This window comes from Microbacterium sp. NPDC059771 (assembly GCF_042732495.1).
In the GTDB taxonomy this organism is placed as follows: Bacteria; Actinomycetota; Actinomycetes; order Actinomycetales; family Microbacteriaceae; genus Microbacterium; species Microbacterium sufflavum.
This window is the reverse complement of record NZ_JBHWHK010000001.1, coordinates 1,459,422-1,473,461: the sequence shown is the minus strand read 5'-3', so window position 1 is coordinate 1,473,461 and position 14,040 is coordinate 1,459,422. Positions and strand designations below refer to the sequence as shown.

Genomic DNA, 14,040 nt, shown 5'->3' with positions numbered 1-14,040 from the left:
GGGATCGAAAACGTGCCGGAAACCCGCCGGGAAGGCGCGGTTTCGCGCCCGCATCCCCGCACGACACGCGACCGGGACACGCGATAACGGCGGGCGGCATGTTCACGCATGCCGCCCGCCTCTGATCCCCCTCGGACCAGTCTCAGACCGCGGTTCTCACACCGCGGTGGCCACCAGTACCCGCGGGCTCCCCGGCAGGGCGATCGTGTCGCGCACCGACCAGCCGGCGTCGCTCAGCCAGCCGCGCACCTCGGACTCCGGGTACACCACGGTGCCGTCGATCACCAGGTACTCCCCCGCGTGGAGGGCGTCGAGCGCGCGCTGCTCGGCGTCGTCGTCGAGGAAGAAGTCGAGCACGGTCAGGGTCGCCCCGTCGGCCGCGGCCGCCCGCAGGTTGCGGAAGATCTGCGCGTTCTCCTCCGCCGAGAAGCGGTGGATCACGTGGTTGGCGAACACGGCGTCGTACGAGCCCTCGGGCGTCGCGGTCGCGGTCTCCCCCACCTCCACGGTCGTGCGGTCGGCCACGCCCGCGGACTGCACGGCCTCGGCCAGGCCGTCCTCGAACCCTGGCGCATACACGAAGGTCGTGTGCAGCTGCGGGTTGCGCGCCATGACCGACAGCGCGAACTCGGCCGAGAGCCCGCCGAAGTCGAGGGCGTTCGTGGCACCGGAGAGGTCGACGAGGCGTCCGAACTCCTGCGCGTGCAGGCGGTTGTACGTCATGACGCCCGCCATGAACGTGCCCCAGCGGGCGTCGTCCATCTGCAGGTCACCCGGCTGGGTGGTGTCCACGGTGTGCGCGAACTGCAGCCAGTGCGGGTAGCTGATCTCGTCGAGGAAGGTGAGGAACGGCGCGAGGTCGATCGCGGCGGCGTCGCCCGTGAGGTAGGCCGCGGCGTCGTCGGCGAGGGCGTAGCGTCCGTCGGTGCGCACGAGCAGTGCCTTGGCCGCCATCGCGTCGGCGAGCAGGCGCGCGATGCGCTCGCTCACCCCGCAGCGCTCGGCGATCGCGGTGACCGTGTCTGCGCCGTCGGCGACGGCGGCGAACAGGCCGATCCGGCTGGCCTGGAACAGCTGCTTGGCGGCCATGTAGCCGGTGGCGATGTCGAGGATCCGCGCGGCGTCCGGCGTGGAGGTGTCGGTCATGGGGTGCCTTTCGATTGTCTACGAACGTGGGAAATAAAGGTCAGGGTGCGGGCCGTCCGACGGGCCCCGGCTCAGTCCGCGAGGAAGTCGCGGACCGCCGCGCGGAACTCCGGCGTGTGCGGCGCCGTGAGGTGGTCCCCCGGCACCCGCTGCACGCGGGCGTCGGGCAGCAGTGCGGCGAGGCCGTCGATGCCCGCCGCCATCGCGTCGTCGGCGCCGCCCAGCAGCAGCACCGGCTGCGCGGGCACGCCACCCTCGGGCGCGAACGGCTCAGTGGCGAGCCCCTCGATCAGGTCGAGCAGCTCGCCGGCGCGGTTGCCGGGAAGAGTCGCCATGTGCACGATCATCGCGGTCAGCGGATCCGCGGGTGCCGCCCCTCCCCCGACGGCGGCACGGGCAGCCGGAAGGTCGACCAGCGCGAAGGGCTCCCCCGCGCTGAGCCCGCCGAGGACCAGGCGGCGCACCGCCACGCGCGGGTGACGAGCGAGGTCCCAGGCGAGCCGGGCGCCCAGCGAGTAGCCGACCAGATCGATCTCGTCCGGTCCGATCGTCTCGGCGAGCGCGTCGAGCACGGCCGAGGTCGGGACCACGCCGAGCGCCTCCGCCTCACCGTGCGCCGGGAGGTCGATCACGACGCGCGGGCGGTCGCCGAGCACGCCCGTCCACTCCGTCTCCGGCCAGTCCTGGGAGCCGCGCGAGGCGAGGCCGTGCAGGAACACCACGGGTCGAGCTGTCTGTGCGGTCATGCGGCGCCTCCCTGTGCGGACCGGCGCCCCGCGATCAGCGCAGCCGCGCCAGGAACCGGTCGATGTAGCTCTCGTAGTCGGCGATGCGGTCGCCGTCCGGATACATGAGATTGATGACGGTCGCGCCCACCGCCGCCGAGATGAACTCGTCCGCGAGCGAGCCGTAGTCCTGCTCGCGGATCGACCCCTCGTCGCGGGCCGCCTCCATCCGCTCGATCAGCGAGCGCCGCCACGACGCCAGGTGCCCGCGATACAGCTCCGCGAGCGCCTCGTTCGCCATCGCGTACTCCCACAGCGCCAGCAGCACCCGCCCCGCGGCGATCTGCTCCCGGTCGCGCGGGATGGTCGCCTGCAGGAAGCCCCGCAGCGCATCGTCGGCCGCGACCGGCTCCTCGCCCGCCGCCTGCACGCCCTCCGACATCTGCTGCAGGATCGTCTCGAACGTGGCCGCGACGATGCTCTCCTTGCCGGGGAAGTAGTGCTTCAGAGCCCCGTTCGCGAACCCCGCCTCCGCGGCGATGCTGCGCATCGTCGCAGCCTCGAAGCCGCCCTTCAGGATGATGCTCTTGGCCACCTCGACGATGTCCCGTCGCCGCTGGTCGTGGTCGATGATCTTCGGCATGGCGTCCTTCCGGCCGGGTCCGGGTGAGTGCGAGTTCCGGCCTGGAGCTACCGTACCGCCGCATCGGGCACCTCCCGCAGAGCGAGCCACTGCGCCCGGCGCTCCCGCTGCGCGACCGGGTCGGCCACGGGCGAGGCGAGGCGCAGCCGCTCGGAGTAGGGGTGCCGCGGGGCGCGGGTGACCTGCTCGCCCTCGCCCACCTCCACCAGCTCGCCGCGGTACATCACGGCCACCCGGTGGCACACGCGCCGCACGACGCCGAGGTCGTGCGACACGAACAGGTACGCCACGCCGGTGTCGCGCTGCAGCTCGATGAACAGGTCGAGGATGGTGGCCTGCGTGGTGAGGTCGAGCGCGCTCACGGGCTCGTCGCACACGATCAGCCGCGGTCCGCGCACCAGGGCGCGGGCGATCGCGACGCGCTGCCGCTGACCGCCGGAGAACTCGCTCGGGTAGCGGTCCATGCTCGCCGAGGGCAGCCGCACCCGGTCGAGCATCTCGCGCACCTTCGCCTCGGCGGCCTTCGCGCCGAGGCCGGTCGTGAGCAGCGGCTCGGTGAGGATGTCGCCGATCGTGAGGGCGGGGTTGAGCGAACCGTACGGGTCCTGGAACACGACCTGCACGTCGTCGGCGAGCGCGCGGCGGGCACGACCGCCCAGGCGGCTGATCTCGCGGCCGTCGAAGCGGATGCTCCCCTCGGTCACCGGGGCCAGGCCGAGGATGGCCTTGCCGAGCGTGGACTTGCCCGACCCGGACTCGCCCACGAGCCCGAGGCACTCCCCCGGCGCGATGTCGAGCGAGACCCCGTGAAGCGCGCGGAACGCGGTGCGCCCGCGCCCGTACTCCACCACCAGGTCGCTCACCTCGAGCAGCGGGCGGGTCGCGGTGTCGGTCGCGGCGGTCATGCGGGCACCTCCGTACGGTGGCGGTCGAGCTCGGCGCGGCCGGCGGCGTCGTCGAGCGAGGCGGCGATCAGCTCGCGCGTGTAGGGCTCCGCGGGCGCGGCGAACAGGTCGTCGACCGGTCCGGACTCCACGATGTCGCCGCCGCGCATCACGATCACGCGGTCGCAGATGTCGGCGACGACGCCGAAGTTGTGCGTGACGATCAGCAGCGCCATGCCGTACTCGGCCTGCAGCTCGCGCAGCAGTTCGAGCACCTCGGCCTGCACGGTCACGTCGAGCGCCGTGGTGGGCTCATCGGCCACGAGCAGTGAGGGCCGCCCGGCGATCGCGCCCGCGATGAGCACGCGCTGCGCCATGCCGCCGGACACCTGATGCGGGTAGCTGCGCATGACCCGGTCGGGGTCGGTGAGGCCGACCCGCACGAGCACGGCGCGCGCCCGCTCGGTCGCGGCCGCGCGGCTGAGTCCGTGCACGCGGCGCAGCGGCTCGACCAGCTGGTGCCCGATCGTGTACGAGGGGTCGAGGTTGCTCATGGGCTCCTGCGGCACGTAGCCGATCGTGCGCCCGAGCAGTGCGTGCCGCTGGGCGGGCGTCGCCGCGGTCACGTCGGTGCCGCCCACCCAGATCGCGTCGGCGGTCGCGCGGCCGGTGGAGGGCAGCAGATCGAGCACCGAGAACACCGTCTGCGACTTGCCCGATCCGGACTCGCCCACGATGCCGACCACCTCGCCGGGGGCCACGTCGAGGGTGACCCCGTGGACGACCTCGGTCTCGCCGTTCGGCGTGGCGTGCACGACACGCAGGTTCTCGACGCGCAGCGCCGACGAGGCGGCCTCGTGCTGCGCGGCCCCGGTCGGGGCGGGGGCGTCGGCGGCGGCGACCACCGCGGCGTCTTTCCGGCGGTGGGCCCGGGGCGTGCGCACCTGCACGAGCTCCGCGAGGGTCGAGCCCATGATCGCGAGCACCGCGATCGTGAGGCCGAGGGCGGCGGAGGGCCACAGCAGCATCAGCGGGTACGTGAGCATCAGGCGGAAGCCCTCGAGCATCATGGCGCCCCAGCTGGGGACGTTCGAGTCGCCGATGCCGAGGAACTGCAGTCCCGCCTGCATTCCCATCGCGATGCCGGCGGTGAGCGCGGTCTGGATGATCACGGGCGGGTACACGGCGGTGATCACGTGGCGAAAGATGATGCGCCCGTCGGAGAGCCCGGAGACGCGGGCGGCATCGATGTACGGCTCGCCGCGCACCGCGAGCGTCTGCGACCGGGCGATGCGGAAGTACCCGGGCACCATGAACACGCCGACCGTGGCCATCAGCAGCTCGAAGTTGTTGCGGCTGCCGGCGGCGACCACGAGCAGGATGATCATGCCGGGGATCGACTGCAGCGCGTCGCTGATCCAGGTGGCGACCCGGTCGAACACGCCGCCGAAGTAGCCCGCAGCGACGCCGGTGGGCACACCGATCACGAGGGCCGTGACGATCGTGATGAGCGCGCCCCAGAGGGTCGTCCGGGTGCCGTAGATGAGGCGGCTGAGGATGTCGCGGCCGGTGGAGTCTCCGCCGAGGAGGTGCTCGGGCGAGGGCGGCGCCTTGGCGGCGGCGAGGTCGACGAGGTTCGGGTCCATGGGCGCCAGCAGCGGCGCGAAGACGCCGACCAGCACGATGAGCAGGAAGATCGCGAGCGGGAGGTAGCCGCCGGGGTGGCGGAGGAAGCGCCGGAACAGGCTCGAGCGCCGCTTCTGGGCGGCGCGGTCGAATGCGACGCGGATGTCGGTCGTGGTCATGCGACGCGCACCTTCGGGTTGATCCAGCCGAGCACGAGGTCGAGCAGGAGGTTGATCACGACGACGAACACGATGGAGATGACCGTGATGCCCAGGAGCATCGGAATGTCGCCGTTCTGCGAGGACTGGTTCGTGAGCTGGCCGAGGCCGGGGAGGCTGAAGATCTGCTCCACCACGATCGCGCCGGACAGCAGTCCCACGAACATGAGGGCGATCACGGTGAGCGCGGCGGGCGAGGCGTTGCGGAGGATGTGCAGGTTGACCCGCGCGGCGGAGAGCCCGCGGCTGCGGAGCGTACGCACCCAGTCCTGCCTGCTCTGCGCGATCACGGCGTTGCGCAGCTGCTCCGACACGGCGACGATGCCGCCGAGCGCGAGGGAGATCGCCGGCAGGGTGATCGAGCGCAGCCATCCCTCGACGGACTGCGTCGGCGGCACGTAGCCGACCGCGGGGAACCACTTCAGCTGCACGGCGAGCCACATGACCAGCACCAGGCTCACCCAGAATCCGGGGAGCGCGAACAGCACGACCGAGATGCCCTTGATGATCCGGTCGAACCAGGTGCCGGGGCGCAGCCCGGTGATCATGCCGAACGCGATGCCGATCACGGCCGTGATGAGCGTCGCGAACGTGACCACCGAGAGCGTCACGGGGACCTTGATCGCGAGCTGGGCGCCGACGGGCTGGAAGTTGCGCCACGACTCGCCGAAGTCGAGGAGCACGGCGTGCGAGAACCAGTCCCAGAACTGCACGATCAGGGGGCGGTCGAGGCCGATCTTCTCGGCCAGGGCCTGCTGCTGCGCGGGGCTCGCGGTGGTGCCCAGCAGCGAGGCGGTCGGGTCGCTGATCGCGAGGTGCGCCAGGAAGAAGGTGCCGATCGAGACCGCGACGAGCAGCAGGATGCCGGACAGCACCCGCTTCGCCGTGAACAGGAGCATGGGGGCCTCTCGGGGTGAGGAGGGTCGGAGGGGGAAGGGTGCCGGGGCGGCCGGTGTCGGGTGGCCGCCCCGGGCGGGCATCAGCCCTGGGTGATGTAGCGCAGGGTCGGGAACATCATGCCCACGACGGGCTGCAGCTGGATGCCGGGCGCCGTGTAGTAGATGTTGTTCGCCTGGTACCAGACCGACCACCACGCCTGGTCGACGAGGGCCTCGTTGAGCTCCTTGACGGCCGCGGTCTGGGCGTCGCCTCGTTCGGTCTGCACCTTCTCGACGAGCGGCGCGATGACGTCGTTCTCGGCGTAGTCGGGCTCCGGGTTGAACCACTGGACGCTCGTGACCTGGCGGGCCACCGTGGCGACGTCGTTGCCGTCCATCGCGAGGAACGAGATGAACATCGGGTAGTTCGGCGCGTTGAGCTGGTAGTCCGGCATCTGCATGTTGTCCCACGTGACGGTGATGCCGAGCTCGGTGAGCGCCTGCTCCGCCGAGGGCTTCCACATCTCGAAGATGGGCGACATGGGCATCGAGATCGCGAAGCCGTCTGGGTACCCGGCGTCGGCGAGCAGCTCCTTCGCCTTGTCCATGTTGACCGCGTAGGCGTCGTTGAGGGACGGGTCGTTGATCGGCCCTCCGTCGGGGAAGACCTGGTTGGTGGCGACACCGGCGCCGCTGCCGACCGCGGCGAGGATCGCGGCACCGTCGAACGCGTAGTTCAGGGCCTGGCGCACCTCGAGCTTGCCGAGGGGCTCGCTCTTGGCCCCCGTGTGGTCGGTGATGACCAGGCCCGCCCAGCCGGACACGCGCTGCGCGGTGTTCCAGCCCTGCTGCTCGGCCTGCTCCAGGTTGGCGACGTCCCCGTACTGCACGTTGATCTGGCCGCTGAGCATGGCGTTGTGCCGGGCGGTCGCGTCGGTGATCGGGTAGATCGCGAGCTCGGCGAAGGGGTAGGTCTTCGCGTCCCAGTGGTCCTCGGTCTTGGTGAAGTGGTACTCCGCGCCGGGGACGCTGGTGGCGCTGTCGAGCACGTAGGGACCGGAGCCGACCGGCTCGCTGCCGAGCGTTCCGGCCTCGATCGACGCGGGCGACGCGATGTAGCTGCGCCCGAGGCCCATGAAGTAGAGGATCGTGTCGTCGCGCTGCGTGAGGTTGATGCGGACGGTGTCGTCGTCGACCTTCTCGAAGCTGTCGACGTTGACGTAGGCCTCACCCGAGCGGGCGCCGGCCTTGAGGTACTCGAGGCTCGCGAGCACGGCGTCGACGTCGACCGGGGTGCCGTCGCTGAACACGGCGTCGGTGCGGAGGTCGAGGTCGATGCTCAGGTCGTCGTCGGCCACGGTCCACTCGGTGGCGAGCGACGGGATCGGGTCGCCGTCGGCGTCGAGGGCGATCAGGGCGTCGTAGACCGCGGAGAGGTACGGGCCGTCGAACCCGATGTCGGCCAGGGACGGATCCCACGACGTGATGTCGAGGAAGTTGCCGATGTTGAGCGCGTCGGGGCCTTCGGCGCCGCCGCCCTCGGAGGGCGATGGCGTTCCGCCGCCGCTGCAGCTGGTGAGCGCGAGGGTCGCGGCCACGGCTGCGGCGAGCGCGAGGGGCATTCGTTTCATGGTTCCTTCTCTCGGGTGCAGGGGTGGTGAAGAAGGTTCGAAGAGCCGCTGACCGGGAGACCGGATCGACGCCACCTCGATGTGTCGTGCTGGTTAGTCTACATGTGTGGAAAAAGAGCGCAAGCATGTTTCCCGCGGCAACGGGCACAGCTCATGCCACCGGGCGCACCCGGCTTGTCTCTGCGCGCAGCATCCCGTCTCGCCACTCCCGTCACCACACCCCGTCCGCGCGCACGTCGCGGTCCACGGCGACGTCGGAGAGGGCCGCCCGCACCTCGGGGCCGTGGTCGCGGACGAGCGCGAGCGCGGCGTGGTTCTGCTCGAGCTGCTCGAGCCGTGAGGCGCCGAACAGCACGTTCGCGGTGGCGGGATTCGCGAGGCAGAAGGCGATGCCGAGCGCGGCCGGCGTCACCCCGAACTCCCCCGCCACCCGCGCGACCTCGGGGTACAGGGCCGCGATCTGCTCGCGGATGCCGCCCACGTCGGCGCCGATCTTGCGCTGCGGCGTCCGGCCCGTGGCGAGGATGCCGCCCTCGAACACGTCGGACGCCTGCAGGGTGAGGGTGCCGTCGGCGAACAGCGGCCCGTACGCGTCGCCCTCGGCCATCGACCGCCGCGCGATGCCGTACTTCAGCTGCGCGAACGCGGGGCCGGCCAGCCCGCGCGTCCGAGCCTCGGCGAGCGCGGCGCGGGTGTCGGCGATGCGCCAGTTGTTGATGCCCCACGAGCCGACGAGACCCTCGTCGATCAGGGCGTTCACGTCGGCGACGAGCCGCGGGAGGTCGGGCGCATCGAGGTAGTCGCCCACCACGAGGGTGTCGAACCGGTCGAGCCCCGCCCGCTCGAGCGACTCGACGAGCTGCGCGCGGAACCCCTGGTTCGGCCAGTCCCACAGCCACAGCTTGCCGCACAGCACGATGTCGTCGCGGTCGACACCGCTCGCCCGCAGCGCCTGCCCGAACAGGATGTCGGTCGTCGAGTTCTCGGCGTGCGGCCCCATGTTGTAGTACGCGACGTCGAAGAACCCGGCGTCGAGCTCGACCGCGCGGCGGATCAGCGCGACCGCCTCCTCCGGCGCCATGCGGTCCCACGTGTTCCAGGAGCCGAGGGCGAGGGGCGGCACCGGGGCACCGCCCGTCTGCAGCGGACGGCGGGGGTGGGTCGAATCGGGCATGACGCTCCTTCGCGTGCTTCGTCTCGTCGCTGCGCTCGCCGCTCAGCAACCGGGGTTGTGTTTTTCTATGGTTGTAGAATATAACGGACTCATCCCGTCAGAGCACCGTCAGTGAGGACGAACATGACCGCATCCCCGCGCCGCATCCTGGTCACCGGAGGGGCGTCCGGCCTCGGCCGCGGCATCGCCACCGCCTTCCGCTCCGCGGGCGACGAGGTGTTCCTCGGCGACGTGAACGCCGACGCCGCCGCCGCGGTCGCGGCCGAGATCGGCGCCACCGCCCTCCCCCTCGACATCGCCGACGAGGCCTCCGTCCTGGCCGCAGCCGACCGCGTCACGGCCGCCGGCGGGCTCGACGTGCTCGTGAACAACGCCGGGGTCGTCGCGGGCGGCGGCACGCTGCAGGAGGTCCCGGTCGACGCGGTCGATGCGGCCCTGCGCGTCAACGTGCGTGGCACGTTCCTCATGCTCCGCGTGTTCGGCGCACTGCTCGCGGCGGCCGGACGCGGCAGCATCGTCAACATCTCGTCCATCGGCGCCCGACAGCCCACCCCGGGCCTCGGGCACTACGAGGCCACCAAGGCCGCGGTCGACGCCCTCACCCGCACCGCCGCGATCGAGCTCGCCACCGCGGGCGTGCGCGTGAACGCGGTCGCCCCCGGCCCGGTGCTCACCCCGCTCACCGCCGACTTCGCCTCGAACCCCGACGCCCGCGCGGCCTGGGAGTCGCGCATCCCGCTCGGCACGCTCGCCGAGGTCGACCAGGTCACGCCGCTCGTGCTGTTCCTCGCGAGCGACGCCGCCGGCCACATCACCGGCGTCTCGGTGCCGGTCGACGGCGGCCAGCTCCTGGTCTGACCCGTCCGCCCGCATCCGTCACGGGATCGGATCCGCACCCCGCCCCTCGCGGAGCGTTCCCGATCCCCCACCCGTCCCGCGACAGGAGAACCGCATGACCCTCCCCGCCCCGACCCTCCCGACCACGACCCGCGCCGCCGTGCTCACCGCGCACGGCGAGCCGCTCACCCTGCAGGACCTCCCGCTGCCGACCGAGATCGAGCCGGGCGCCGCCCTCGTGCGCATCGCCTGCACGACCCTGTGCGGCACCGACATCGAGATCTGGGAGGGCCGGATGACCTTCCCCGGCATGCTCCCGATGGTGCTCGGCCACGAGATGGTCGGCGAGATCGTGGCCACCGGACCCGACACGCGCGACGCCCTCGGCCGCCCGCTCTCCCCCGGCGACCGCATCGGCTGGTCGGAGTCCACGTGCGGCGAGTGCCACGGCTGCGTCGTGCTGCGCGAACCCGTCGCCTGCTCGCGCCGCGGCTACGGCTTCCTGCAGCGGTCCGACGTACCCCCGTACGCCACCGCCGGGCTGTCGGAGTACGCCTACGTCACCCCCGGCGCCGCGAAGCTGCTGCTGCCCGCGGCGGTGAAGGACACCTGGGCGTCGATGGCGGGCTGCGCGGCCAAGACCGTGCTGCGCGCGTTCGAGCGCGCCGGCCGCATCCGCCCCGGCTCCCGCGTCGTGGTGCAGGGGTCGGGCGCGCTCGGCATCTTCGCCACCGCCGTCGCCACCATCGCGGGCGCCGGGCAGGTCATCACGGTCGGCGCCCCCGCCGCCCGGCTGGAGCTCGCCGCCCGCTTCGGCGCCGACGCCGTGGTCGACTTCCGCGACGGGCCCGTCGTCGACCAGGTCATGGAGCTCACGGGCGGCCACGGCGCCGACCACGTGTTCGACTTCGCGGGCGCCCCGAGCGTGGGTCCCGACGCGGTGGGCATGGCGGCGCAGCGCGGCACCATCGCGATCGTCGGCTCCACCGGCCCCGCGGGCGACGGCTTCCCCCTCAGCACGATCATGGGCAAGGAACTCACGGTCGTCGGCTCGCTCAACGGCGACATCTCCGACTACGCCCGCGCCATCGACTTCTTCACCGCGTTCGCCGACCGCTTCCCCTGGGACGACCTGTTCAGCGCCCCGGTCGGTCTCGCCGAGGCCTCCGCCAAGATCGCCCACATGCACCACCTCGATGAGGTCAAGGCCGTCATCGACCCGAGCCTCTGAGGAGCACCATGACCACCCCTCTCCCCCGTCGCGAGATCGGCCGCAGCGGCCTGCACGCCTCCCTGTTCTCGCTCGGCTCGTGGCACACCTACGACCGCATGGACTTCGCCGACGCCGTCGAGCTGCTGCGCCAGGCGACCGACCGCGGCGTGAACCTCTTCGACGTCGGCGTGTACTCCGCGCCCGGCGCCCCTCCGGTGTTCACCGACGTGATCTTCTCGGCCATGGTGCGCGCGGCGGGTCTGCGCCGCGACGAGTGGCTGCTGTCGTCGAAGCTGTGGCTGGAGGCCTTCGGCGACGAAGGCTTCCGCCCGCAGCTCGAGAACGCCCTGATGCGGGTGGGCGTGGAGCACGCCGACCTCGTGATCCTGGGCGACCTGCGCCGCGACGACCTCGACCTGCGCGACCTCGTGCTCGACCTCGCGCGCCTCGCCGATGCGGGACTCATCCGCGCGTGGGGCGTGAACAACTGGTCGGCGTCGTCCATCCAGCGCCTGCTCGACCTCGCCGCGGCGGAGGGCGTGCCCGGGCCGCAGATCGCGCAGCTGAAGTACAGCGTGGCACGGCGCTCGATCCCCGACGGCGAGCCGTTCGCGCGGCTCTGGGAGCAGGGCCTCACGCTGCAGGCCTCCGACTGCCTGGAGGGCGGCGTGCTCGCGGGGAACGTGAAGGGCGACCGCCAGATCGGCCGCGACCCCGGCGACATCCGGGAGCGGATCATCGCCGACGTGCCGGCGTTCACGGCGCTCGCGGAGTCGCTCGACACGACCCCGGCCCAGCTCGGCATCGCGTTCACACTCACGCACCCCGCCCTCACGACCACCCTGTTCGGGGCCTCCCGCGTGGCACAGCTGCACGCGAACCTCGACGCCGCCGACCTCGTCGACCGCATCGGCGCCGACGAGCTGCGCCGCCTGGTCGAACCCTTCTGGGCCGACCGCGGCGTGGTCGACCCCGAAGGCCCCTGACACCGTCCGCAGACCCCCACACACCCGCCCCGCACCACGCCGCCCCCGCCCCACGCCGCCCCCGCCCCACCGAGGAGAGACATGACCGCCACCGCCGCCGGACACCCCACCGTCCCGCCCGTCCCGTTCGACCCCGAGGTGCAGGCCGTGCTGGACGAGATCGCGAAGAACCCGCAGCCTCCCCTCACCCGCGACACGCTGCCGCGCGAGGGCGTCGACCGGATGTTCCCCGACAACGACACCGTGATCGCGGGCCGCCCGATCGTGTGGGAGGACCGCGTGATCCCCGGCCCCGCGGGCGCACCCGACATCGAGATCACGGTGTTCCGCCCCGCGGATTCCGCGACCGAGGCGCTGCCCGGGTTCGTGAACATCCACGGCGGCGGCATGATCGTCGGCCACCGCTCGTGGGAGACCGCGCGCGTGGTCGACATCGTCGCGGAGCACCGCGTGGTCGCCGTGAACGTGGAGTACCGGCTCGCCCCGGAAGACCCGTACCCCGCCGGTGTGGAGGACTGCTACGCGGCGTTCGTCTGGACGCACGAGCACGCCGCCGAGCTCGGCATCGACCCGGAGCGCCTCGTCGTCGGCGGCGGCAGCGCCGGGGGCGGGCTCACGGCCGCGGTCGCCCTGCTGGCGCGCGACCGGAAGGGCCCGGTCATGGCGGGGCAGCTGCTGCTGTGCCCCATGATCGACAACACCAACACCTCGGTCGCCAGCTTGCAGTACGACGGCATCGGCACGTGGCAGCGCGACATGAACCTGCTGGCGTGGTCGTGCGTGCTCGGCGACGACCTCGCGTTCAGCGACGAGGCCCCCGCCTACGCGGCCCCGAGCCGCGCGACCGATCTGTCCGGTCTTCCCCCCGCGTACATCGAGGTGGGCGAGGCGGAGACCTTCCGCGACGAGGACACCGCGTATGCGCTCGGCATCTGGGCCACGGGCGGCCAGGCCGAGCTGCACGTGTGGGGCGGCGGCGCGCACGGCTTCGACATGTACATGCCGGAGGCGGAGATCACCCGGGCCGCCCTCGCCGCACGGTCGTCGTGGCTGCGCCGGATCTGGCGGGCCGCCCGATGACCGCGCCCGCTCCCGTGCCGTACGACCCCGAGCTGGTCGCCGGGCTCGACGCGTTCGTGCAGCTCGTGGAGGGCATCCCGCTGCGCGCCGACACCATCCACGCCAACCGCGACCACTTCGCCACGATCATCCCGCCCATCGCGGTGCAGGCCGAGGGCAGGGCGGTGACGTGGGAGGACCGCGTGATCCCCGGCCCCGCCGGTGCGCCCGACCTGGAGGTCACGATCGTGCGGCCATCCGCCCCCGCGACCGGGCCGGCGCCCGCCGTCCTGTCGATCCACGGCGGCGGCATGGTGCTCGGCACCCGCTTCTTCGGCACCGCCGAGCTGATCGATCTGGCCGACCGGCACGGCGTCGTCGGCGTCGCGGTGGAGTACCGCCTCGCGCCGGAGCATCCGGGCCCGGCGCAGGCGGAGGACTGCTACGCGGCGCTGGAGTGGATGGCCGCGCACGCCGACGACCTCGGCATCGACCCCGACCGCATCATCGCGTCGGGGCAGAGCGCGGGCGGCGGGCTGTCCGCCGCGGTGGCCCTGCTCTCCCGCGACCGCGGCGGACCGCGGCTGGCCGGGCAGCTGCTCGGCTGCCCGATGCTGGACGACCGCAACGAGACGCCGTCCGCCCGGCAGTACGACGGCTTCGGCGCCTGGGACCGCAACAACAACGACACCGCGTGGGACGCCATCGCCGGAGACGACCGCTTCACCGACCGGGTCTCGCCGTACACGGCCCCCGCACGCGCCACCGACCTGTCCGGACTCGCCCCCGCGTTCATCGAGGTCGGGGCTGCCGAGACCTTCCGCGACGAGGCCGTGGACTACGCGCTGCGCATCTGGGCGACCGGCGGTCAGGCCGAGCTGCACGTGTGGGCCGGCGGGTACCACGGCTTCTCCGGGTTCTCGCCGGAGGCCGAGGTGTCGCTGGCGGCGGTCGCGGCGCGGGAGAGCTGGCTGCGCCGCGTGCTGCGCCCGGGCGGATGAGCATCCCGGCGCGCCCGGA

The 14,040-nt window shown here is 72.4% G+C and carries 13 protein-coding genes; 5 read left to right on the top strand and 8 right to left on the bottom strand.

Annotated elements, in window-relative coordinates:
- Positions 1 to 156: 156 nt before the first annotated feature.
- From ACFV3I_RS07025 to ACFV3I_RS06990, 8 genes are all read right to left on the bottom strand, one after another.
- Positions 157 to 1,146, bottom strand: coding sequence for a methyltransferase dimerization domain-containing protein (locus ACFV3I_RS07025; RefSeq protein ID WP_378822621.1), 990 nt, complete (start codon positions 1,144 to 1,146; stop codon positions 157 to 159).
- A 71-nt stretch (positions 1,147 to 1,217) separates the two neighbouring features.
- Positions 1,218 to 1,892, bottom strand: a complete 675-nt coding sequence (locus ACFV3I_RS07020; RefSeq protein ID WP_247638516.1) for an alpha/beta fold hydrolase — start codon at positions 1,890 to 1,892, stop codon at positions 1,218 to 1,220.
- Positions 1,893 to 1,926: 34 nt separating this feature from the next.
- Positions 1,927 to 2,514, bottom strand: a complete 588-nt coding sequence (locus ACFV3I_RS07015) for a TetR/AcrR family transcriptional regulator (protein ID WP_136029039.1) — start codon at positions 2,512 to 2,514, stop codon at positions 1,927 to 1,929.
- A 47-nt stretch (positions 2,515 to 2,561) separates the two neighbouring features.
- Positions 2,562 to 3,419 carry an ATP-binding cassette domain-containing protein gene (locus ACFV3I_RS07010; protein WP_136029037.1) on the bottom strand — a complete coding sequence of 286 codons (858 nt, stop codon included), beginning with the start codon at positions 3,417 to 3,419 and terminating at the stop codon, positions 2,562 to 2,564.
- Positions 3,416 to 5,203 carry a dipeptide/oligopeptide/nickel ABC transporter permease/ATP-binding protein gene (locus ACFV3I_RS07005; RefSeq protein ID WP_378822620.1) on the bottom strand — a complete coding sequence of 596 codons (1,788 nt, stop codon included), beginning with the start codon at positions 5,201 to 5,203 and terminating at the stop codon, positions 3,416 to 3,418. Before ACFV3I_RS07005 ends, ACFV3I_RS07010 begins: the two co-directional genes overlap by 4 nt.
- Positions 5,200 to 6,141, bottom strand: a complete 942-nt coding sequence (locus ACFV3I_RS07000; protein WP_136029033.1) for an ABC transporter permease — start codon at positions 6,139 to 6,141, stop codon at positions 5,200 to 5,202. Before ACFV3I_RS07000 ends, ACFV3I_RS07005 begins: the two co-directional genes overlap by 4 nt.
- Positions 6,142 to 6,221: 80 nt before the next feature.
- Positions 6,222 to 7,751 (bottom strand): ABC transporter substrate-binding protein, encoded by a 1,530-nt coding sequence (locus ACFV3I_RS06995; protein WP_206251570.1) that lies wholly within the window; start codon positions 7,749 to 7,751, stop codon positions 6,222 to 6,224.
- Between the two features lie 211 nt (positions 7,752 to 7,962).
- Positions 7,963 to 8,925, bottom strand: a complete 963-nt coding sequence (locus ACFV3I_RS06990) for an aldo/keto reductase (RefSeq protein ID WP_378822619.1) — start codon at positions 8,923 to 8,925, stop codon at positions 7,963 to 7,965.
- 123 nt (positions 8,926 to 9,048) lie between these two features.
- Here ACFV3I_RS06990 and ACFV3I_RS06985 point away from each other — a divergent pair, with 123 nt between their 5' ends.
- From ACFV3I_RS06985 to ACFV3I_RS06965, 5 genes are all read left to right on the top strand, one after another.
- Positions 9,049 to 9,783, top strand: coding sequence for an SDR family NAD(P)-dependent oxidoreductase (locus tag ACFV3I_RS06985; protein ID WP_378822617.1), 735 nt, complete (start codon positions 9,049 to 9,051; stop codon positions 9,781 to 9,783).
- Between the two features lie 94 nt (positions 9,784 to 9,877).
- Positions 9,878 to 10,993, top strand: coding sequence for a zinc-binding dehydrogenase (locus ACFV3I_RS06980; RefSeq protein ID WP_136029027.1), 1,116 nt, complete (start codon positions 9,878 to 9,880; stop codon positions 10,991 to 10,993).
- 8 nt (positions 10,994 to 11,001) lie between these two features.
- Positions 11,002 to 11,961: an aldo/keto reductase gene (locus ACFV3I_RS06975; protein ID WP_378822616.1), complete on the top strand. Its 960-nt coding sequence runs from the start codon at positions 11,002 to 11,004 to the stop codon at positions 11,959 to 11,961.
- 81 nt (positions 11,962 to 12,042) lie between these two features.
- Positions 12,043 to 13,041 carry an alpha/beta hydrolase gene (locus ACFV3I_RS06970; RefSeq protein ID WP_136045575.1) on the top strand — a complete coding sequence of 333 codons (999 nt, stop codon included), beginning with the start codon at positions 12,043 to 12,045 and terminating at the stop codon, positions 13,039 to 13,041.
- Complete coding sequence (locus ACFV3I_RS06965; protein ID WP_136029021.1) at positions 13,038 to 14,021, top strand: alpha/beta hydrolase; 984 nt, start codon at positions 13,038 to 13,040, stop codon at positions 14,019 to 14,021. The genes ACFV3I_RS06970 and ACFV3I_RS06965 overlap by 4 nt, the downstream gene beginning before the upstream one ends.
- The last annotated feature ends 19 nt before the right edge of the window (positions 14,022 to 14,040 follow it).